We start from the raw sequence: 19938 nt of genomic DNA, 5'->3' as shown, positions 1-19938 counted from the left end.
CCGACATCGTTACCGAAAGGTTAATGCGCCCCCATGTCCAATCTGGTGTCCCAAAAGGTCGTGACCCGTTTCGCCCCCTCGCCCACCGGCTATCTGCATATCGGCGGGGCGCGCACGGCCCTGTTCAACTGGTTGTTCGCGCGGGGTCACGGCGGCCAGTTTCTGCTGCGCATCGAGGATACCGACCGCGCCCGCTCGACCCCCGAGGCGACGCAGGCCATTCTGGACGGGATGGCGTGGATGGGCCTCGACCATGACGGCGAAGTGGTCAGCCAGTTCGAGCGCGCCAGCCGCCACGCCGAGGTCGCACATCAGATGCTGGAAGCAGGGCAGGCCTATAAATGCTTTGCGTCCCAAGAGGAAATCCAGGCCTTCCGCGACAAGGCCAAGGAGGAGGGCCGCTCGACCCTCTATCGCAGCCCGTGGCGCGATGCCGCGCCCGAGACGCATCCGGATCTGCCCTACGTCATTCGCATCAAGGCGCCGCTGGAAGGGGCGACCGTGATCGAGGACGCCGTGCAGGGCCGCGTGACCATCCGCAACGACCAACTGGATGACATGGTGCTGCTGCGCTCGGACGGCACGCCCGTCTACATGCTGGCCGTAGCCGTGGACGATCACGACATGGGCGTGACCCATGTCATTCGCGGCGATGACCACCTCAACAATGCGGCCCGCCAGATGATGATCTATACCGCGAAGGGCTGGCCCCTGCCCGTCTATGCGCATATCCCGCTGATCCACGGCCCCGATGGCAAGAAGCTGAGCAAGCGCCACGGCGCGCTGGGAACGCAGGAATACCGCCAGATGGGTTATCCAGCTTCAGGCATGCGCAACTACCTCGCCCGGCTCGGCTGGAGCCATGGGGATGCCGAGTTCTTCACCGATGCCGAGGCGCAGGAATGGTTCGATTTGGGCGGGATCGGCAAATCCGCCGCGCGGTTCGATTTCAAGAAGCTTGAGAATATCTGCGGTCAGCACATGGCCGCGACGGAAAATGCTGCGCTGCTGCATCAACTTGAAGAATTTTTGCAAGTCACCGCCCGCCCGCGCCTTACGCCCGAGCAAGCGGCGATGTTTCTGGACGCAATGCCGCACCTCAAGGAACGTGCACGCACTTACATAGAACTCCTTGAAAAGGGTCAGTTTATCATGGCCTCGCGCCCTCTGGATATTGACGAGAAAGCCGCCGCGCAACTGGATACGGTATCCCGTGGTATGCTGCGAGAATTGACGCCGCATCTGCAAAATGCTAATTGGAACCGGACGAGCCTCGAGGCGTTTATGAACGATTTTGCGGAGGCGCGCGGTATCAAGTTCGGCAAGATGGCAGGCCCGCTCAGGGCCGCGCTGGCCGGGCGCAGCGCAACGCCCAGCGTCTATGACATGATGCTGGTTCTGGGGCAGGCCGAAACGCTCGCCCGCCTCGAGGATGCAGGCACCGGCGCGGATTAATCCCGCCGTAAGGCCAGTAGATTATCCAGCCCGAACCGGGGGTATGGCCCGCGGTTCGCAACAGGGAGAACGCCTTATGGCCGACGACAAGAAAACCGCCACGCTGAGCATCGACGGCAAGGAATACGAGCTTCCCATCCACACGCCCACCGCCGGGCCTGATGTCATCGACATCCGCAAGCTCTATGGGAAGGCGGGCGTGTTCACCTATGACCCCGGCTTCACCTCGACCGCCAGCTGCGACAGCACGATCACCTTTATCGACGGCGAAAAAGGCGAGTTGCTGCACCGCGGCTACCCGATCGACCAGCTGGCCGAGAAATCTCATTATCTCGAGGTCTGCTACCTGCTCCTCTATGGCGAGCTGCCCTCAGCAGCCCAGCTTGAGGATTTCGAGTCGCGCGTAACGAATCACACGATGCTGCACGAGCAGATGCATTTCCTTTTCCGCGGCTTCCGCCGCGACGCGCCGCCCATGGCGATCATGGTGGGCGTTGTCGGCGCGCTGAGCGCGTTCTATCACGACAGCACCGATATCAACGATCCGTGGCAGCGCGAGGTCGCATCGGTCCGCATGATCGCCAAGATGCCGACCATCGCCGCGATGGCCTTCAAATACACGATTGGCCAGCCGTTCGTCTATCCGCGCAACGATATCGACTACGCGTCGAATTTCCTGCGCATGTGCTTTGCCGTTCCGTCCGAGGATTACGAGGTCAACCCGATCCTCAGCCGCGCGATGGACCGCATCTTTACCCTGCACGCGGATCACGAGCAGAACGCCTCCACCTCTACCGTGCGCCTCGCCTCGTCCTCGGGCGCCAACCCCTTTGCCTGCATCGCGGCCGGCATAGCCTGCCTTTGGGGCCCCGCCCATGGCGGCGCAAATCAGGCCTGCCTTGAGATGCTGCGCGAGATCGGGACAGTCGACCGCATCCCCGAATACATCGCCCGCGCCAAGGACAAGAACGATCCCTTCCGCCTCATGGGCTTCGGCCACCGCGTCTACAAGAATTTCGATCCGCGCGCGAAGGTGATGAAGCAGTCGGCGGACGAGGTTCTGGACCTGATGGGGATCGAGGACAATCCGACACTGCAGGTCGCGAAAGAGTTGGAAAAGCAGGCGCTGGCCGATCCTTATTTCGCGGATAAGAAACTGTTCCCGAATGTCGATTTCTACTCGGGTATCATTCTTGAGGCGATGGGCTTCCCCACCTCGATGTTTACGGCAATCTTTGCCGTCTCGCGCACTGTCGGCTGGATTTCCCAGTGGAAAGAGATGATCGCCGATCCGCAGCTGAAGATCGGCCGCCCCCGCCAACTTTATGCCGGGGCCACGCTGCGCGATTACGTCGATATCGAAAACCGCTGAGCGAAGCAGGAAAACGGGCAAAGGCGCAGCATCACCGCTGCGCCTTTTTCTATGCTCATTACAGAGCATGCATCAGGCGAAGACACTGAAACTACAGTATTTATTTCCTAAACGGTTTACCCCACGCAGTATGTGGCCGCTGCAGACGCGTTTCGCGAGGCGCATTTTCCTCGCCCACCCGCCGCAGCCGCGTCGGGCTATGCAGCCTCAAGAGGCAACTAATCCCATGCTTGCGTCCCCTGATCGGCTTGGTCTCGTCAGAGATCCAAGGACAGATCAGGTTTTTTTGGACTACGCTATTGCTACGATTGACGGTGAGACGTTTTGTTTTGACGCATGGGCCATCCTGGTGCGGCCCGGCAAAAGAGAGATTGCTCGGATCACCTGCACAGGGCCGAACCGCTTTGTCTATGAATTCCTGCTCGGTTGCGCGGCTGTCGGGATTGGTTGCGGTGTTGCCCGATGCCTGATCCGGTATCGGCCCAGCCAGCTATCACTCGCCCAAAGGGTACAGCAGCACCGACCTGAACAGGGATCAGACCTCGGTCCTGGCCAGCCACGCCGTGCCCAGTTCGGCAGTGACGCGCGCGAAATCCGGGGCCATCGCCTGCGGTTCGGGCGCCTCGATATGGCTGCCGATCCACGCCAGAAGGGCCATGCGGCGCAGCATGACAAAGGTGTCGATCTCGGCTTTTTCCTCAGCCGTCAGCGGGCGCACCTTTTCATAGCCGCGCACCCAGGCTTCTTTCAGGGCGGGCACGCGCGGGTCATCCTCCATGAAGCTGATGCCGGTTGCGAAATCGTAGAGAAACCAGCCGAACCCGCAATCGTCGAAGTCGATCAGCCGCGTACCCATCGGCCCGGTCAGCAGGTTCGCCAGCCGCATATCGGCATGGATCAGCCCGTATCGATCAGCCCCATCGCCGAACGCCTCCAGCCGGGCGCGCACGCGGGCCTCGACCCGCTCCAGAACCGCCGCGACCTCGGGCGTGACATGCGGCGCATCTCGCCAGTCGCCCCAGTTCGTCTGCTTGCCAAGGATCGTCTCGACATTCCAGGTCAGCCGCTCGAACCGCGCGGGGCGCTCCCAGCCCTTCGAGTGTTCATGCGTGCGAGCGGCGATCTCGCCCAACTCCTTGAAGGGGCCCTCCAGATCGCCGGTCTCGTCCGGCTCGGTGCCTTCGACAAACTCGAACAGCACCATGTAGCGCGGATTTTCCAGCGTCTCGATGCGCCCCTCCTGGATGACCTCTCCATCCTTGCCAGCGTAGCTGTCGGGCGTGACCACCGCGCGCGCTTCTTTCAGCGCGGCGATCCAGGCCAGCTCGCATTCGATCGCGCGGCGGGTGTGATAAGCCTCACGGTGGATGCGCAAAATTGCCTTCCAGCCGCCATCCGCCTCGACGAGATAGGTGGCGTTCTCGGATACATTGATCAGCCGCGCACGCGCGTTGGGCGGCATGTCCCAAAGGCTCAGCGATTGCTGTGCCAGCCGTTCGAGATGGATCAGAAGATCTGCCAGCGGCATGTCGGTCTGTGCCATGGTCGCTCCTTTGTCTTGGCCCGGGCCGGGGCACCGTCTTGCTCAGATCTCGTCCATCGCTTCCAGCGACTCGGGCAGGATCTGACCGCCATCCACGATGACCTGCTGGCCGGTGATGTACCCCGCCTCGTCCGAGGCAAAGAAAAGTGCGGCGTTGCCGATATCCTCGACCGCACCAAGGCGTTTCAGCGGGATCGAGGCGGCCATCGTGTCTAGGTAATCCTGCCCCAGCCCTTGCAGCCCCTCGGTGTAGATATTGCCCGGCAGCACCGCGTTGATCGTGGTGTTGTAGCGCGACAGCTCCATCGCCGCGGTCTTGAGAAATCCCAGCTGACCGGCCTTGGACGCGCCGTAATGCGACCAGCCGGGAAAGCCCGTGACGGCCCCGGTGATCGACGAGGTCAGCACAACCCGGCCCTTGCCGGCCTTCTCGAAATGCGGGATCGCCGCCTTGACCGCCAGAAATGACGAGCGGAGGTTGCAGGCCATCACGCTGTCCCATTCCTCGACATCCATGTCGACGATCTTGGTTTGCGGGAAATACCCGGCATTGGCGCACATGATATCCAGCCCGCCCTGCGCCTTGGCGGTGCTGTCCACGGCCTTCTTCATCTGGTCCCATTCGCCCACATCGGCGATCTCGTACCGGACATGATCGCCCATCTCGCTACAGGCCTTTTGCAGATCCGCCTCATTGCGCGCGATCAGCGTGACATTCGCCCCCTGCGCCGCAAAGACGGTGGCGATGCCCCGCCCGATGCCCTTGGAGCCGCCGGTGACGATGACGCTCTTTCCCTTGATGGATGTCAGCATGATTTTTCCTCCCTATGTCGTTTTCAGTTTTGCGGGCGCAGCGCCCGGTAAAGCGCGACGCCGGTGAGTGCGACCAGCACCAGCAGGAACGAGCCGATCACCGACAGGATGCCAAGCGTCGGCACGAGGGGCGAATAGCCCGAGACCATTTTCGCGTAGAGCCATTCCGGCAGCGTGGAATCCGCCCCCGTGGTGAAGAGCGACAGCGGGAAATTTCCCCAGCTCAGCAGAAATGCGAAGAGGCCCGCGCTGATGACGCCCGGCATCAGCAAGGGCAGCGTGATCTCACGCAGGATAACCCCGGTCGAGGCGCCCATGTCGCGCGCGGCCTCCTCCAGCGCGGGGTCGAAGCTGTAGGCGCGGATGGCGACGATCAGCGTGGCAATGGGCGCAATCCAGACCAGATGCGCGACCACGGCCGTCTTCCATGTCGGGATGATGCCCAGAGAGTTGAACCACATCAGCAGCGCAAGGCCGAGCACCGTCTGCGGAAAGAAGATTGGCAGCAGCACCAGCTTTTGAAACAGCGAGCGGTAGCGCCACTGGTAGCGCGCGAAGGCCAGCGCGCCAAAAAACCCGATGACCATCGACAGGACGGTCACGATCACCGCGATCTTGAGCGATGTCAGCGCCAGTTCATGCACCGCCTGGCTATTCACTGCATCCGTGAACCAGCCGGTCGAGTAGCGGCGGATCGGAAAGCTGAGGTAGCGCGCCTTGGAGACCGACGCGAAGGCGACCGAGACCAATGGCAGGTAGAGAAACGCGATGATCACGAGGCCATAGATCATCAGCGCGATGCGCGTGGCGCGGGATGTCTGCATCTCAGCCCCTCCCCATGATCTTGTCGAGGTCGATCTTGGCCACGCCGTAGATAGCCAGCGTGCCGATCACGAGGATCAGCACCATCGACAGTGCCGCGCCCAGCGACCAGTTCTGCCCATAGGTAAAGGCGGTCTGGATGTCGTCGGCGATGACGATCACGGCGCGCCCGCCCAGGATCTTGGCCTCAGCCATGGCGCCGGCGGCCAGAACAAAAGTCAAAAGGTAGCCCACCATGATCCCCGGAGCCGCCAGCGGCAGGTCGATCTGCGTCAGCACCTGCCAGCGCGTCGCGCCCAGATCGCGCGCCGCCTGCCGCGCGTCCTCGGGCACCATCGAGATGCCTTGCGCGAGCGGAAAGAGCATGAAGGGCAGATAGACGTAAACGATGCCGAAGATGATGATGCCCGCATTATAGAGCGGGCTTTCAAACCCGGTGCCCGTCCAGTTGCGGATGTAGCCCTCGAAAAGGCCGCCCTTCATCAGCGTCAGCACCCAGCCGAAAAGGCGGATGTTCTCGGACACGAACAGGCTCATCACCACGGCGATGGTGATGACCAGCGCAAAGCGTTTGAACACCTTGGCCATACCGTAGGCCAGCGGCCAGCAGATCACGAAGAGGATCGTGGTAGCTGCAAAGGCCATGAGCAGCGTCCAGAGCAGCGAGCGCCAATAGCCTTGGGTCGCGAATGTCTTGTAAGCCGCGAAATTGGGCATGTTGAAGATGCTGAAAACCTTTTCGGGCATGATCGAGAAGATCGCGACCAGCCCCAGCGGCGCGAGGAAGGCCAGCAGCAGCACCGCCAGCATCGGCAGGGAGGCGAGTGCGCCCAGTTTGCGGTCCAGTCGTTTCATGCCGGGTCTGCCCCGATCACATGCGCGCGGCCCGCGTCGAAGCCAAGGCGCACGCGGTCGCCCTCGGCCCCGTCATGGCGATCCTCGCGCAGCTTTTCGACGGTCAGGATCTGGCCGTCTTCTGTCTTGACCTCGTAATGAATACGCGAGCCCAGCGCGTAGATACCGTGCAGGGTGCCCTCAACAATGAAATCGGCGCTGGCGCCGCCCTCCAGGAACTGCACGTATTCGGGCCGGATCATCAGCGTTGCGCCGCGCGCGGCGGCGATCCGCTCGGCCATGGCGCGGGTGGCGTCATTCTGCGCCGCCGTCAGGCCCGCCCCATCGATGCGGCCTTTCGAGGCCGAGACGTCGAAGAGGTTCACCTCGCCCATGAATTCCGCGACAAAGCGCGAAACCGGCTGTGAATAAATCCTGTCAGCGTCGGAAATCTGCTCGAACCGACCTTCCTTCATGATGGCGATCCGATCGGACATGACCATCGCCTCTTCGAGGCTGTGAGTGATGTAGACGAACGTCTTGCCGGTGCGGGCGTGCAGATCCTTCAATTCCTTCTCAAGGCTCTTGCGCAGGCGATAATCCAGCGCCGAGAGCGGCTCGTCGAAGAAGAGGATCTCGGGGTCGAAGGCCAGCGCGCGGGCCAGCGCCACGCGCTGCCGCTCGCCGCCCGAGCATTCGGTGACACGCTTGTCGTAATAGCTGGCCGGCAGGTGCAAGAGCTCCAGCAGCTCTATCGCGCGGGTCTTGCGCGCCGCCGCGTCCACCTTGCGCAGTTTCAGCGGGAATTCGATGTTCTGGCCCACGGACATGTGCGGAAAGAGGGCCAGCGACTGAAAGACCATGCAGGTCGGGCGCAGATTGGCCGGGACCGCATCGATACGGTCATCGCGCAGCCAGATCTCGCCATCGGTGATCTCATCCATTCCAACAAGCAGGCGGATGATGGTCGACTTGCCGCTGCCCGACGGCCCGACGATGGTAAAGAACTCGCCCTCCTCGATTTCGAGGTCGATACCATGCAGGGCCGTGAACCGTCCGAACTCCTTGCGGACGCCTCGAAGGCGCAGAATTGGATTGGGCGACATCTAGGTCTCCGGATCTTTAGGGCATTCTGCGGGACGCCGGACAGACCGGCGCCCCGCCACGCGCACACTCAGCTGCGGCGCGCCTGCGTGTAGATGTCGATCAGCGCGTCGTAGGAGGTGATCACCTGGTAATCGAGCGATCGCGCCATCTCCTCTTCGAGGCTGTCCATCTGGATCGCGTCCAGTTCGTCCTCGCTGAAGAGCGCCATCACATCCTCGCTGCCCATCTGGGCGACGGGGTTGTAGGTGCCTTCGGTAAAGGCGACCGCATGGGCGATCTCGGGCGTCTGCACGAATTCCAGGAAATCCTGCGCAAGGCCCGAGGGATCGGGATTGTTGACGACCGATGTCAACTCGACCCAGACGACACCGCCCTTTCCGTCCACCGGGCCGGAATTGGGTGTGATCGCCCGCACCTGCGTCTGCCCGTCATAGCGCGCGGGCGATGCGGTATAGGTGCCGCCGGTGAAATAGGCGTCGATCTCGCCGTTGATGAGCGCGGTATTCATCGCCACCAGATCGTCCGTCAGAAGGCGCGCATTGCCAAAGATCTGCTGCGCCACGCCCTTGAACTTCTCGGCATCGTCGCCCTCGATCGCCTGGAACGGGTTCAGACCGGCAGTCAGGCACATATGCATGACGTTCCAGTTATCATAGGTCAGAACGCCGTAGCGGCCCTTCATCTTCTCGTCGAGGAAGAGGTTCCAGCCCTGGTCCTCGGCCGTCTCGCGGCTGATCTTGTCGGTGTTGACGACAAAGGAGAACGGGCCGTAGCGCTGCGGCATGCCGATCAGCTCACCGCTCTCGGCGAAGGCAAGCGGATAGGGCTCGGCGAAGGCCGGCAGCATCTTGTCGAAATAGGGCATGAAGCGGTCTTTATCCATCGGCTTGATAAGGCCTTCGGGGAAAAGCTGCTCGCGCGCCCAGGGCTGGTTCACGTTGATCAGATCCCACACGCGCACCTCGCCCGCGCGCAATTTGTTGATCATGTCTGGGTCGGAGGTGCCGCTCTCGGCCCGCACGGTCGCGTCCGGGTGCATGTCGCGGTAGGGGCCCAGCACCTGGTCCGAGTTGTAGCCCTCCCAGCACAGGATGTTCAGCTCGTTATCGCGCGCAGCATGGGCCGCGCTTGCGCCCATCAGGCCACTGGCCCCCAGAAGCGCACCGGCACCACCGGTAAACTGGCGTCGTGATAGTTTCATGATCAATGCTCCCTATTGTTGGATTTGGGTTCTACCGGCCCCGGTGTCGCGCTCTGGCGGCGCTTGAGCCCCGGTCCGGGCCTTGGTCGTTCTAGGATTTGCGCCCCTTTATGCCTTCGAGTTTTGCAGTGATCGTATCGCGGGCGATCTTCATGTCGGCTACACTGCCCGACATGAAGATCCGGCCCGTCGCGCCCATCATCTGCACGTCGTTGATCACCGCATTCGGCGCGGCCTTCTCGGCCTCGTTCGCGGCGACGCAGGCAAATAGCGCCGGCGCCATCTCGTAGATCAGCAGCGCCACGCCCGGCACCAGGATCGACCCGTCGCGCGAGCGGTTGAGGATGATCGCATGCTGGTCCGACAGATCCTCGATGATGTCATGGTATAGGATCGTCGGCGCCAACTGGTCCGTCGGTTTCGCCCCGATCCCCTTCAGGATCGCCCTGCCCGCCACCTCGACATCCTTCATGTCGTCTGCGTGCAGTTCCAGCAGGCCGAACTGGCGCTCGGTAAAGAGGATCCCCGGCTCCATGTCCGGCGCCTCCTTCAGCGCCAGATCGGTGATGCGGTGGATGCTCAGCGCCGGAGCCACTTCGATGATAAGCGAGTTCTGCCCGGTAAAGGGCGGATAGCCCCGCGCCCGCGTCGGCGACGAAAGATAGGCCGCAAACTGCGGTTGCAGATCCTCGATCGGCAGGTAGACGCGTAGTTCGGTCATCAAGATGCTCCGGTGCTGGTCGGGTTACTTGGCAGCGTCGAAATGCTTGCCCAGATCCGCGTGTGGGCGCGGAATGACATGCACGGCGGTCACTTCGCCCACCTGGGAGGCCGCCTCGGCGCCTGCTTCGGTCGCGGCCTTGACCGCGCCCACATCGCCGCGCACGACGACCGAGACAAGGCCGCCGCCCACCTCGTTGCGGGCCACGATTTCCACATTGGCCGCCTTGACCATCGCGTCCGCGGCGGACAGGGCGGGCACATAGCCCTTGGTTTCGATCATTCCGATAGCGAGATTAGCCATGAGTTCTCTCCTTTAGCTTTTCCGGGACTTGCCGGTTTTCTGGGATGTTTCTTCGTCGATGGAGCCGATGATCAGCGCATCGATGGGCGCCGTGTGCCCGGTAAAGTATGCAGCCGCGACCGAACCTTGCGTGATCAGAACCGCCTCGCCGGGCGCGCAGCCCAGCGGGTCGTAGGCGATAAGGCGCGCGCCCGTCTCGGTCTCAACCTCCAGATATGCGCCAATGGGCATCGTCTCTATCCGGCGCGAGGCCCAGATTTTTCCGCTGACGGTTGCGCGTATCATGATGCAAACCTTTCGATCCTGATGCCCCGGCGCCGCGCCTCGTCATTAGCAAGCGGCGTGAGGCGGCATTGTTTGGGAACGCGCAGCACGCGGGCGTCCCGGTCCAGCGCGTCGATGTCGCGCTCGGTCACCAGTTTCTTCGATAACTCGGTCGCCTTGGCGCGGGCCGGACTGGCCGGGCCGGTCACGATACGCGGCGCCGGGGTGTTGGCGGGTGTCGGCATCGCGCCCAGCAGCTCGAACCTTTGCGCGCCGCTGGTCACGGCGGCGGCGAAGGCGGGATCGTGCTGCGCCCGTGTCACCAGATCGCGCGCAAAGCGGTCCAGATCGGCGCTGCCGTGCAGCTGCACGCGCTCAGGCGCCCGCGCCTGGGGCATCTCGGCCCTCAGCGCCGCGATCTCCTCACGCAATATGCTTCTGATCTCGTCGCGCAGGCTAGACATCATTCGGCCCCCGCGGTGCGCAGCGCTGCCTCGGCCGCGCCCCGCGCGTTGCGCACATCCGCCTCGGTTCCGGCAAGGTAGAGCCGCCCGTTCGCGCCGATGGGGCGCATGTCGATCACCTTGATATCGGCTTCTTTTTCCGCCTCGTTGCAGGCTAGTACGGCGTAGGCGGCAGACTGGCATTCCAGGAGGTAGATGCTCTCGCCCCCCAGCACCATCGAGCCCATCTTGTTGCGGTTCATGAGGAACGCGTGCTGGTTCTCGATATTGGTCACGATCTTGGAGGCCAGGATCTTGGGCGGCGCGACATCCGCCGCCGTCTGGCCCAGTTGCTCCATCACCGCCGCCGCCCCCGCCTGAACCTCGGCGGTCGAGCGCGCATGAAACTGCAGCGTGCCAAACTGCCGCTCGACCACCAGAAGTCCGGCGCGCACATCGGCGGATTTGAGAACCGCGTCGGTCAGCGCCTCTACGTCGAGTCCGGGCGCGATCTCGACGATCTGCGCGGCCATGCGCGCGCGCGGCAGCGATCCACGCATCCAGGTGCTGAGATAGGCCAGCGTCTGCGGCTGCAACTGGTCGATGAAGATGGAGGCGCGCAGATCGGTCATTTATCGCCTCCCGTCAGGCCGCGAAGCTCTTCGAGGATGAGCTGGCGCAGCATGTCGCGGTCAGGCTCCGGCAGGGCCGAGGGCGCGCGGGGCGCGGCATGGGCCTTTGCCGACGCGGGCGCCTTATGGTCCAGCACCGACAGATCGAACTGATCGAAGGGCACCGAGGCGTCACTGTTATAGGCGATGCGCGTCCAGTGAACCAAATGCTGCGGCCCCACATTCTCCCCCACCGAGGAGCGCCCCGCGAAACCGGTGCCGACCATGAAGGTCGGCGGCAGATGTGTGGCAAAGCCGGAGGCCCCCTGACTGCAAGGCGCGTTGACGACCACGCGGTAGACCGGCAGATGCTGCGAGAAGTGCAGCAGGCGATCCGGCGCCTCGCCGTGGAAGGCCGCCGAATGCCCGCCGCCGCGCCGCGCGATCTGCGCGGCGATGGTCATGGCCTGCTGAAAATCCACCGCCGAAGCGAGGGTCAGCACTGGACACAGCTTTTCGCGGAAAAGCGCATCGTCCTGCCCTGGCGCGGTGATGATCGGGACCAGAACGCGCACGGAGGGGCTGACGCGAATACCCGCCTGGTCGGCGATCCAAACGGCGGATTTCCCTATGGCGGCCACGTTGAAGCCATTCTCGCCAAACAGGTAGTCGCGCAGCTTGTCGGTGTCGGCTTCGTTGCACAGATGCGCGCCGGCACTGCGCAAGGCGCGCTCCACGTTGCCGCGATTGCTGTCCAGCGTCAGAACGACACTCTCATTCGTGCAAAGTACTGAATTATCAAAGCTCTTGCTGTCGATCAGCCGCCGCGCCGCCGCGTCCACCTTGGCCGAGGGATCCACATAGGCTACCGCATTCCCCGGCCCCACCCCCAAGGCGGGATTGCCCGAGGAATAGGCCGCACGCACCATCGCGCCGCCGCCCGTCGCCATGATGACAGCGACCTTGTCGGACGCCATGACCTCCTGCACCAGCGGCACCGAGGGATGCTCGATGCACTGGATGAGGCCGGAGGGCGCGCCCGCTGTCTCGGCGGCCTCGGCCAGCGTTCTGGCGGCATCGACGCTGCATTCCCGCGCGGCGGGATGCGGGCTGAAGACGATGGCGTTGCGGCTGAGAATGGCCATCAAGGTCTTGTAGTACAGCGTCGCTACCGGGTTGGTCGCGGGCGTCAGGGCAAAGATGACCCCGGCAGGTTTGGGCAACTCGACCATCTTGTCATCCGGCAGCACCCGGGGGCTGACCAGATCCAGATCGCGGTAGTAGTCGAGGAGCGGAAGGCTGCTCAACTCGTTCTTGATCTTCTTGTGCTCGACCACGCCGAAGCCAGTCTCGCGCACGGCCCAGTCTGCGTAGTGCCCGGCCTTTGCATGGGCCGCGCGGGCCACAGCCTCGGCCACTTTCAGCACCGTCTCGCGGCTGGCCCGGCCGAACTGGCGCACGGCCCAATGGCCGCGGCTGACCTTCATATGCGCGGTCGCGATATGCGGGTCCGGAACGTTCAGGCGCGAGGCGTTGGGATCGGCGCTCATGCGGCTGTCCTCATCGTTTTCAGCAGTTGGCGGGCACGCGGCATCGCGGCGTCAAAGCGATCCATGATCTCCTGGCAGACATCCACGCCCAGCATGACGCCCGGTTTGAACTGCAGAACCCGCTTGTCTAGGGACGAGAAGATCGCCCAGACACCATTTTCATAAAGCGCGCGGCTGACGGCGACTGCACCCTCCGGATGATCGAATTCCAGCCCCAGAACGACGCCGCGCTGGCGCACACCCACAAAGATATCGCTGTGCCGCTCCATCATCTCGGCCATGGCGGTGGCAAAGAATTCAGACACGAAATGCACGTTCGAGATTATCTCGGGCCTCTGCAGCATCTCGATCACCTTGTGCCCTACGATACAGCCCAACTCGGCCCCGCCCGAGGTGGAGATATGCGCCGCGCCATCCTCGGTCAGCCAGCCACCGCACTCCTTGGTCACGAGGCAGGCCGAGATGGGGTAGATGCCCCCGCCCAGACCCTTGCCGCAGACCATGATGTCGGGCTGAATGCCGTACCCTTGCCAGCCCCACATGACACCGGTCCGCATGAGGCCCGTCTGCACCTCGTCGGCGATCAGGAGCGTGCCATACTTGCGGCAGATACGGTGGCATTCGCGCAGGTAATCGTCATCCGGCATGGGAAAACCGTAGGTCGCCGGGATCGTCTCGATGATGAACGCGGCAACATCGCCCTTCTTCAGCACCTCCTCCAGCGCGTCCGGGTCGTTGAACGGCACGTTCAGGAACTCGTCGGGCCTGTCGGCAAGGAATATCTTGGAAAACCGCTCGTCGCCGGTGGCGACCGAGAGGCCCGAATGGCCGTGATAGCCCTTGATGATCGACACGATCTTCTTGCGTTTGGTGGTGTAGCGCGCTGTTTTCAGGGCGATTTCCACCGCCTCGGCCCCGCCCGCGCCGAAGATGGCGTACTGCATATGCGGCGCGGTCTTGATCAGCTGCTCGGCAAAGGCGGCGCGCGCGACGGAGGGGAACCAGTGGTTGCCCATGTCGAAATAGTCGAGGCCGGATTTCAGCGTCGCCACCAGCTCGGGGTTGCGGTGGCCGAAATTGTAGGTGCCGCCATTCAGGTGCAGGTCGATCAGGCGTTTGCCCGACATGTCATACAGGAAATATTCCTCGCGCCTGTCGATCACCATCGGCGTTCCGGCATCGCTCCAGAACTGCACCTTGCCCGGATTCCAGTATTCGGCGGCCTTTTTCATAAGGTCGTCTTTGGAGTCGAAGCTGAAAAATCCGTAGTTGAACACGCGCGATTCCCCCTCAGTCACCCATCACTCTAGCGATTAAGTTGGGTCTGGCAATTATTTTTGTGGTAAGTCGGTCATTTTTGAGCGGTGACACGGTCAAATGGTACGCTATAAGAATAAAACATGAGCAAAGAGGCGATGAATGGCAGTTTCCAAGAAGAACAGGCGGCAGGAGCGGATCCTGGAGGCGCTTGATCGAAATCCGGCGATGCGGGTCAGCGAACTGGCGGACGTTCTGGACGTGTCATCCGAGACCATCCGCCGCGATCTGAGCCACCTGGACGAGACCGGCCGCATCAGCCGCACCTATGGCGGCGCCGTGCGCGGTCAGGTCTCCGAGCCGCATCTGGCCGAACGCCTCACCCAGCATATCGAGGCGCGTCAGGCCATAGCGCAGCTTGCCCTCGACCTTGTGGGCGATGCCGAGACGATTTTTATCGGCGGCGGCGCCACGACACTGCATTTCGCCCGCGCCCTGCGCAGCACGGGCCGGCGCCTCACGGTGCTGACGCCCGCGCACCGTATCGCGGCCGAGCTGTCGGAGAATTCGAACATCCAGATCATGTGCCTTCCGGGCGTCTATGATGGCAAGGAAGGTTTGGTCACTGGCCCCGAAACGGTGGCGGCCATCCGCCATTTCTATACTCCGGTCGCCTTCATGGGTGCGTCGGGTGTGGATGTCGGCGGCGTCAGCGAGGCGATGCTGGGCCCGTCCGAGGTCTATCGCGCGATGATCGAATGCTCGCAAACGGCTTATATCCTGGCCGATCAGTCCAAATTCGACCGCCGCTCGCTGCGCTATATCACCGGCTGGACCGAGGGCATTCATCTGGTTGCCGATACCTGCCCACCCGCCGATCTGCTGAAACGGATTGAGGATGGCGGCGCGGCGCTGCACCTCAGCGACCGGGCCTGACGCTCCGCCCTAGCCGGGCGATTGGATGAAGCCTTCGACCTCCGGCAGGCTGGCGACGTGACAGTAGATCATGTTGATGATCCTCAGCTCGGCCTCGTGCAGCTCCATCGTGGCGGCGGCGCAGCAATCATGGGCGACGACCACGGCAAAGCTTTCATCGGCTAGGCTGCGCACGGTCGACGACACGCATTGATCCGTAAATATCCCCGCGACGATGACATCAGTTATGCCCATATTGCGCAGGATCAGCCGCAGATTTGTGCCCGTCAGGGCGCTATCGGTGGTCTTCTCCACCGTGATCTCGTCGTCCTTGGGGGCCAGCGCATCGACGATCTGCGCGTCCCACTCGTTTTTGGGCAGCAGAAGGTAATTGAAGCCTGGCTTTTTCTGGCTGAGCGAGCGGTCGCGCCCATCGTCCTTATGACAGGCAATGCGGGCATGGATCACCTCGACGCCCCTGGCGCGGCATGTCTCGATCAGGCGCGCGCAATTGGGGATGACCGTGCCATTCATCCGCTCGTAAAACGGCTGCCAGCGCGCCGTTTCCTCGGGCGTGTCCTTGTCCTGCAGATAGGTGTTCTGCACGTCGATCATCAACAGCGCCGTGCGCGCGGGATCGAGCGCGATGTCCTCGGGCTCATCCGCATCTGCGTAATAGAATGAACGATACGCGGTCTTCCAAGACATTCCCGTGCTCCCATGGCGGCGTCAGGGGCAAGACTAGCGGCGCCCCTGCCCGTTTATCAAGTCAGCTCATGCATGAGGGTGCGGGCGCAACCGCCGGCCTTTGCCCGGCAGCCTCAAAACGGACACGCGGCGGCCCTTTTATCAAAGGCCGCCGCGCTGTTTCCGCTCACTGGTTCAGCTCTGCGCCGCTCGTCCAAGGCGACGGCATCATGTCGCTATCTCAGCCTTCGCGACCGGGCGGCCAAGCACCACCGCCAGCATCAGGACACCCACCGCGATGGCGACCCAATAGGTCGAGATCAGCAGCAAGCCCGCGATGGTCAGCGCCACTTTCTCCCACAGCGCCAAGGGCCGGCGGAACCATCCGATATAGGCCGCGGACAGCGCCAATATGCCCATCAGGCCCGAGATCAGCGCCGTGATGAATTCGCCCCAAGTGAAGTCCACAAAGAGCAGGCTCGGCGCATAGATGAACATGAACGGCACCAGCGCCTTGCCCATCGACAGTCGGAAGGCGGTCGTGCCCGTCGTCATCGGCTCGGAGCGCGCGAGCCCGGCCGCCGCGTACGCAGCCAAGGCCACCGGCGGCGTCACGTCGGCCAGAACCCCGAAGTAGAAGACGAAGAAATGGGTCGCGATCAGCGGTACGTCGAATTCCATCAATGCCGGCGCCGCGATGGAGGCGAGGATGATGTAGGTCGGCGTGGTCGGGATGCCCGCCCCCATGATGATGCAGGCAATCGCGACAAAGATCAGTCCAAAGAACAGCGCCAGTCCAGGCTCCGACAGCAGGCCGGTGAAATCGAGGCTGATGACGAAGCCCGCGACATCATGCGCCAGCTGCACCACGGCGGCCGAGAACTTGAAGCCGAGGCCGGTCAGCGTCGTCATCCCCAGAAGGAAGCCAACACAGGCACAGGCCGCGCCGATGGCCAGCGCGAATTTCGCGCCATCCTCGAAGCCCCGGACAAGGCGCGGGGGCGTGAGCACCGTCGAGGTGTCCATGCTGGTATTGCCAAGGCCGCGCATCAAGAGCGGGACGTAACTGCATGCAATGGTGAGGATAATCCCCCAGAATGCCGCCAAGAACGGCGTGTATTGCATCAGCAGCATCGCCACCATGACGCCCAGCGGTATGAAGAGGTGCCAGGATTTCCGCAGCACCGCGCCGAACTGGGGGATCTTGTCCTTGGACAGGCCTTCCAAACCCAGCTTCTTGGCCTCCAGATGCACCATCAGCAGGATGGCGATGTAGTGAAAGCAGGCGGGCACGATGGCGATGAGGATCAACTCGTTATAGGGCACGCCCAGCATCTCGGTCATCACGAAGGCAGAGGCCCCCATGATGGGCGGGGTGACCTGCCCCCCGCACGAGGCCGAGGCCTCGACCGCGCCGGCGAACCGTCCCGAGAACCCGGATTTCTTCATCAGCGGAATGGTAAAGGCGCCTGTCGTCACCGTGTTTGCGATGGGCGAGCCCGAGATCATCCCGAAGAAGCCCGAGGAGACCACCGACACCTTCGCCGACCCGCCCGAGGCGCGGCCTGCGATGATCGTCGCAAGGTCGATGAAGAGCTGGCCCAGGCCGCTCATCTGCGCAAGGATACCGAAGAGCACGAAGTGGAAGACATATGTCGCCACCACGCCCACGGCGACGCCGTAGATGCCTTCGGTCCCAACGAAAAGATGGTTGACGATGCGCGTGATCGAATAGCCGCGATGCGCAAGGATGCCCGGCAGATAAGGCCCAAGCAGCGCATAGAGAAGGCAGCCGACACCGATCCATGCCAGCGTCGGACCCATCGTGCGGCGTGTCGCCTCCAGCGTCATGACGATGGCGACGACGCCCATCATGTAGGCCGGGTCCGGCGGGCTGCCGACATTGTCGATGAAGATATACTGGAAAAAGACCGTCAGATAGGCGGAAAACCCTGCGCCAAAGGCCGCAAAGACCCAATCGCGAAGCGCCACCTTGCCGGGCGCCGCGCCCGGCCGGTTGATCGGCAGCGTCAGCCCGATAAGGACCAGCATCACCGCGACAAAGACGACCTTCAGCGTGCTCGCCGGCAGCGAGGCGGCGATGTCGTAGAGAATGTAGAGGTAGAAGGCCGCAAAGAGCAGCGACTCGATCCACAATCTGCGGGTCGGCTCGGCGCGTTTGCGCGGAAAGACCAGAAAGATCAGGCCCATGACAAAGCTGAGGTGGATGGTGCGGTGCATCACCTCGTTCAGCAGGCCGAAGCCCGCCGTGTAGACGTGAAACAGCGACAGGACGACCGATGTGATCGTCACCAGTATCGCGGTGGGGCCAAGCAGATTGCGGAAATTGGATTCCGAATCGTATTCGCGGACCAGCGCCTCGACCTCGTCGGGGGTGAAGTCATGATCGCCATCAGCCGCAGTGTGGCCGTGATTGTCCTTGGACGCGTTTCCGGGGGTCAATGCGGTATCTCCTCGTCGCATGGGGCAAGGGTGAGCGCCGAGTGTCCCAGATCCGCCAGCGGCAGCGCAGTGCCGCCGATGTGAAGGGTATTCTTGAACTCGGCCTGAATGCGGAGTGGTATGGGGCCTGTCTTGCGGCGCATATCCAGGATGAACTGCCCGTCCTCGTGCCGCCATCCGGTGGCGTCCACGTCATTCGCGATCGACGGCAGCCCGGCCCCGTGCGCGACAAAGATTTCAGCTGTCTGCAGGATCTCGCCATTTTCGACGCGGTAGACATCGGTGACAGGCGTGCGCGAGACGGAATGAATGAAGCTCAGCTTGAAGACGCGCTCATCCTCCAGCAGCAGCCGGGCGATGATGCCGCCCGTGCCACGGGTTTCGGACAGGCACAACCAATCCTGCCCCGCCCCGGCGGGTGCCGGATGAGGGGCCCATGATGCAAAAGGGATGGCGGCCAAGGCCGCCATCCCCGCACAGCGCAGAGATCTGCGCCGATGCATTACTGCGAGACGCCCTTCTCGGCGTAGTATTTCTCGGAGCCAGGATGCACCGGGATCGAGATGCTTTCCAGGGCCTTGTCGATGGCGATCTGCTTGCCCATCGGGTGCACCTGGCCCAGCGTCTCGGTATTCTCGTAAAGCGCCTTGGTCACCGCGTAGATCAGATCCTCGGGAACGTCCGCATGGGTGGCCCAGATGGCACGCACGGCCAGCGTTTCGACATCCGCGTCGATGCCCTTGTAGCTGCCCGCCGCGATCACCGAGTTGGCGTAATAGGGCTGGGTTTCCTGCAGTTTGGCAATCGCCGGGCCGGTCAGCGGAACGATGCGGATATCGTGGCCATTGGCCAGATCGGTGACCGAAGATGTCGGTAGGCCCGCGGTGATCAGCGACGCGTCGAGGTTGCCGTCCTTGATCTTGTCGACCGACTGGGCGAAGGACGAATAATCCTCGGACACGTCCTCGCGCGCGATGCCGTGCGCCTCAAGCAGATCACCAAGAAGCTGCCACTGGCCCGATCCCGGCGAGCCGGACGAGATGGACTTGCCCTTGAGATCCTCGAAGGTCTCGATGCCGCTATCTGCGCGCACGACCAGTTGCACGGTTTCGGGATAGAGCGCGCCGATGGCCCGCAGGTTTTCAAGCGCGCCATCCTCGAACTGGCCCACACCGCGATAGGCGGCGTCCAGAATATCGGCGGCGACAAACGCCGACTCGATCTCGCCGCGGCCCAGAAGCTGCGCGTTCGCAACCGAGGCGTTGCCGGTCTCGGCGGTGGCCGAAATCTTGGTGTCGGGCATTTCGGCGGTGTTGGAAATCAGCTGTGCCAGCATGCCGCCCAGCGGGTAATAGGTGCCGCCCGTGCCGCCGGTCGCGATACCAAAGAACGTGCGGCTTGCCGCGAATGAGGGCGCCGCGATCGTGGCCAGCGTGGCCGCTGCGGTGGTGCCAAGGAAATGGCGACGGGAAATGGTCATTGGGAGAATCCTCTATGTGCAGTTGCAAAGCCCCACTCCAAGCGGGCCAGCAGCGGCCGCACGGGAAATGAGGTTGAGTGCCGCAAGTCTTGACGGC

Annotated in this window: 20 protein-coding genes; 3 read left to right on the top strand and 17 right to left on the bottom strand. The window is 63.0% G+C overall.

Going from position 1 to position 19938, the window contains the following annotated elements; genetic code table 11:
• Nucleotides 1-45 precede the first annotated feature (45 nt).
• Nucleotides 46-1455, top strand: coding sequence for a glutamate--tRNA ligase (gene gltX / locus ACEWPL_RS01405; protein ID WP_393935388.1), 1410 nt, complete (start codon nucleotides 46-48; stop codon nucleotides 1453-1455).
• 76 nt (nucleotides 1456-1531) lie between these two features.
• A complete protein-coding gene (gltA, locus tag ACEWPL_RS01400; protein WP_393934954.1) occupies nucleotides 1532-2827 on the top strand; it encodes a citrate synthase in 1296 nt (431 codons plus the stop codon).
• A gap of 535 nt (nucleotides 2828-3362) precedes the next feature.
• Here the strand turns inward: gltA and ACEWPL_RS01395 are convergent.
• From ACEWPL_RS01395 to ACEWPL_RS01335, 13 genes are all read right to left on the bottom strand, one after another.
• Nucleotides 3363-4370: a phosphotransferase enzyme family protein gene (locus tag ACEWPL_RS01395; RefSeq protein WP_393934955.1), complete on the bottom strand. Its 1008-nt coding sequence runs from the start codon at nucleotides 4368-4370 to the stop codon at nucleotides 3363-3365.
• A gap of 42 nt (nucleotides 4371-4412) precedes the next feature.
• Nucleotides 4413-5183 (bottom strand): 3-oxoacyl-ACP reductase FabG, encoded by a 771-nt coding sequence (gene fabG / locus ACEWPL_RS01390; RefSeq protein WP_393934956.1) that lies wholly within the window; start codon nucleotides 5181-5183, stop codon nucleotides 4413-4415.
• A gap of 23 nt (nucleotides 5184-5206) precedes the next feature.
• Entirely contained in the window at nucleotides 5207-6007 is an 801-nt protein-coding gene (locus tag ACEWPL_RS01385; protein WP_393934957.1) for an ABC transporter permease, read from the bottom strand.
• A 1-nt stretch (nucleotide 6008) separates the two neighbouring features.
• Nucleotides 6009-6860, bottom strand: coding sequence for an ABC transporter permease (locus ACEWPL_RS01380; RefSeq protein ID WP_393934958.1), 852 nt, complete (start codon nucleotides 6858-6860; stop codon nucleotides 6009-6011).
• Nucleotides 6857-7945 carry an ABC transporter ATP-binding protein gene (locus ACEWPL_RS01375; protein ID WP_393934959.1) on the bottom strand — a complete coding sequence of 363 codons (1089 nt, stop codon included), beginning with the start codon at nucleotides 7943-7945 and terminating at the stop codon, nucleotides 6857-6859. Before ACEWPL_RS01375 ends, ACEWPL_RS01380 begins: the two co-directional genes overlap by 4 nt.
• A 68-nt stretch (nucleotides 7946-8013) precedes the next feature.
• Nucleotides 8014-9147: an ABC transporter substrate-binding protein gene (locus tag ACEWPL_RS01370; RefSeq protein WP_393934960.1), complete on the bottom strand. Its 1134-nt coding sequence runs from the start codon at nucleotides 9145-9147 to the stop codon at nucleotides 8014-8016.
• Between the two features lie 91 nt (nucleotides 9148-9238).
• On the bottom strand, nucleotides 9239-9868 hold the full coding sequence (locus ACEWPL_RS01365; protein WP_393934961.1) for a microcompartment protein: 630 nt from the start codon (nucleotides 9866-9868) through the stop codon (nucleotides 9239-9241).
• Nucleotides 9869-9892: 24 nt separating this feature from the next.
• The gene (locus tag ACEWPL_RS01360; protein ID WP_336425359.1) at nucleotides 9893-10171 is read right to left on the bottom strand and encodes a BMC domain-containing protein; all 279 of its coding nucleotides are present in this window, start codon (nucleotides 10169-10171) and stop codon (nucleotides 9893-9895) included.
• Between the two features lie 12 nt (nucleotides 10172-10183).
• Nucleotides 10184-10456, bottom strand: a complete 273-nt coding sequence (locus ACEWPL_RS01355) for a EutN/CcmL family microcompartment protein (protein WP_393934962.1) — start codon at nucleotides 10454-10456, stop codon at nucleotides 10184-10186.
• Complete coding sequence (locus tag ACEWPL_RS01350) at nucleotides 10453-10902, bottom strand: hypothetical protein (protein ID WP_393934963.1); 450 nt, start codon at nucleotides 10900-10902, stop codon at nucleotides 10453-10455. The genes ACEWPL_RS01355 and ACEWPL_RS01350 overlap by 4 nt, the downstream gene beginning before the upstream one ends.
• Entirely contained in the window at nucleotides 10899-11510 is a 612-nt protein-coding gene (locus tag ACEWPL_RS01345) for a hypothetical protein (RefSeq protein ID WP_393934964.1), read from the bottom strand. Before ACEWPL_RS01345 ends, ACEWPL_RS01350 begins: the two co-directional genes overlap by 4 nt.
• Nucleotides 11507-13039 (bottom strand): aldehyde dehydrogenase family protein, encoded by a 1533-nt coding sequence (locus ACEWPL_RS01340; RefSeq protein ID WP_393934965.1) that lies wholly within the window; start codon nucleotides 13037-13039, stop codon nucleotides 11507-11509. The genes ACEWPL_RS01345 and ACEWPL_RS01340 overlap by 4 nt, the downstream gene beginning before the upstream one ends.
• Nucleotides 13036-14271 (bottom strand): class-III pyridoxal-phosphate-dependent aminotransferase, encoded by a 1236-nt coding sequence (locus tag ACEWPL_RS01335; protein WP_393934966.1) that lies wholly within the window; start codon nucleotides 14269-14271, stop codon nucleotides 13036-13038. The genes ACEWPL_RS01340 and ACEWPL_RS01335 overlap by 4 nt, the downstream gene beginning before the upstream one ends.
• Nucleotides 14272-14458: 187 nt before the next feature.
• On the opposite strand from ACEWPL_RS01335, the gene ACEWPL_RS01330 reads away from it, so the two are divergent.
• Entirely contained in the window at nucleotides 14459-15232 is a 774-nt protein-coding gene (locus ACEWPL_RS01330) for a DeoR/GlpR family DNA-binding transcription regulator (protein WP_393934967.1), read from the top strand.
• Between the two features lie 9 nt (nucleotides 15233-15241).
• On the opposite strand, the gene ACEWPL_RS01325 is transcribed toward ACEWPL_RS01330, so the two are convergent.
• The 4 genes from ACEWPL_RS01325 to ACEWPL_RS01310 all read right to left on the bottom strand — a co-directional run bounded on the left by ACEWPL_RS01325 (nucleotide 15242) and on the right by ACEWPL_RS01310 (nucleotide 19841).
• Nucleotides 15242-15919 (bottom strand): cysteine hydrolase family protein, encoded by a 678-nt coding sequence (locus ACEWPL_RS01325; RefSeq protein WP_393934968.1) that lies wholly within the window; start codon nucleotides 15917-15919, stop codon nucleotides 15242-15244.
• 207 nt (nucleotides 15920-16126) lie between these two features.
• Nucleotides 16127-18361 carry a TRAP transporter permease gene (locus ACEWPL_RS01320; RefSeq protein ID WP_393934969.1) on the bottom strand — a complete coding sequence of 745 codons (2235 nt, stop codon included), beginning with the start codon at nucleotides 18359-18361 and terminating at the stop codon, nucleotides 16127-16129.
• Complete coding sequence (locus ACEWPL_RS01315) at nucleotides 18358-18756, bottom strand: DUF1850 domain-containing protein (protein ID WP_393934970.1); 399 nt, start codon at nucleotides 18754-18756, stop codon at nucleotides 18358-18360. Before ACEWPL_RS01315 ends, ACEWPL_RS01320 begins: the two co-directional genes overlap by 4 nt.
• Nucleotides 18757-18863: 107 nt before the next feature.
• On the bottom strand, nucleotides 18864-19841 hold the full coding sequence (locus ACEWPL_RS01310; protein WP_393934971.1) for a TAXI family TRAP transporter solute-binding subunit: 978 nt from the start codon (nucleotides 19839-19841) through the stop codon (nucleotides 18864-18866).
• Nucleotides 19842-19938: the final 97 nt, after the last annotated feature.

The sequence above is a fragment of the Roseovarius roseus genome (genome assembly GCF_043355935.2).
Classification (GTDB): Bacteria; Pseudomonadota; Alphaproteobacteria; order Rhodobacterales; family Rhodobacteraceae; genus Roseovarius; species Roseovarius roseus.
The sequence above is the reverse complement of the archived record's forward strand: the minus strand, read 5'-3'. Positions and strand labels throughout refer to the sequence as shown.

Excerpts from the sequence above, each read along its gene's own strand:
- gltA (WP_393934954.1), top strand. The coding sequence starts at position 1,532 with ATGGCCGACGACAAGAAAACCGCCACGCTGAGCATCGACGGCAAGGAA.
- ACEWPL_RS01395 (WP_393934955.1), bottom strand. The coding sequence starts at position 4,370 with ATGGCACAGACCGACATGCCGCTGGCAGATCTTCTGATCCATCTCGAA.
- fabG (WP_393934956.1), bottom strand. The coding sequence starts at position 5,183 with ATGCTGACATCCATCAAGGGAAAGAGCGTCATCGTCACCGGCGGCTCC.
- ACEWPL_RS01385 (WP_393934957.1), bottom strand. The coding sequence starts at position 6,007 with ATGCAGACATCCCGCGCCACGCGCATCGCGCTGATGATCTATGGCCTC.
- ACEWPL_RS01380 (WP_393934958.1), bottom strand. The coding sequence starts at position 6,860 with ATGAAACGACTGGACCGCAAACTGGGCGCACTCGCCTCCCTGCCGATG.
- ACEWPL_RS01375 (WP_393934959.1), bottom strand. The coding sequence starts at position 7,945 with ATGTCGCCCAATCCAATTCTGCGCCTTCGAGGCGTCCGCAAGGAGTTC.
- ACEWPL_RS01370 (WP_393934960.1), bottom strand. The coding sequence starts at position 9,147 with ATGAAACTATCACGACGCCAGTTTACCGGTGGTGCCGGTGCGCTTCTG.
- ACEWPL_RS01365 (WP_393934961.1), bottom strand. The coding sequence starts at position 9,868 with ATGACCGAACTACGCGTCTACCTGCCGATCGAGGATCTGCAACCGCAG.
- ACEWPL_RS01360 (WP_336425359.1), bottom strand. The coding sequence starts at position 10,171 with ATGGCTAATCTCGCTATCGGAATGATCGAAACCAAGGGCTATGTGCCC.
- ACEWPL_RS01355 (WP_393934962.1), bottom strand. The coding sequence starts at position 10,456 with ATGATACGCGCAACCGTCAGCGGAAAAATCTGGGCCTCGCGCCGGATA.
- ACEWPL_RS01350 (WP_393934963.1), bottom strand. The coding sequence starts at position 10,902 with ATGATGTCTAGCCTGCGCGACGAGATCAGAAGCATATTGCGTGAGGAG.
- ACEWPL_RS01345 (WP_393934964.1), bottom strand. The coding sequence starts at position 11,510 with ATGACCGATCTGCGCGCCTCCATCTTCATCGACCAGTTGCAGCCGCAG.
- ACEWPL_RS01340 (WP_393934965.1), bottom strand. The coding sequence starts at position 13,039 with ATGAGCGCCGATCCCAACGCCTCGCGCCTGAACGTTCCGGACCCGCAT.
- ACEWPL_RS01335 (WP_393934966.1), bottom strand. The coding sequence starts at position 14,271 with ATGAAAAAGGCCGCCGAATACTGGAATCCGGGCAAGGTGCAGTTCTGG.
- ACEWPL_RS01330 (WP_393934967.1), top strand. The coding sequence starts at position 14,459 with ATGGCAGTTTCCAAGAAGAACAGGCGGCAGGAGCGGATCCTGGAGGCG.
- ACEWPL_RS01325 (WP_393934968.1), bottom strand. The coding sequence starts at position 15,919 with ATGTCTTGGAAGACCGCGTATCGTTCATTCTATTACGCAGATGCGGAT.
- ACEWPL_RS01310 (WP_393934971.1), bottom strand. The coding sequence starts at position 19,841 with ATGACCATTTCCCGTCGCCATTTCCTTGGCACCACCGCAGCGGCCACG.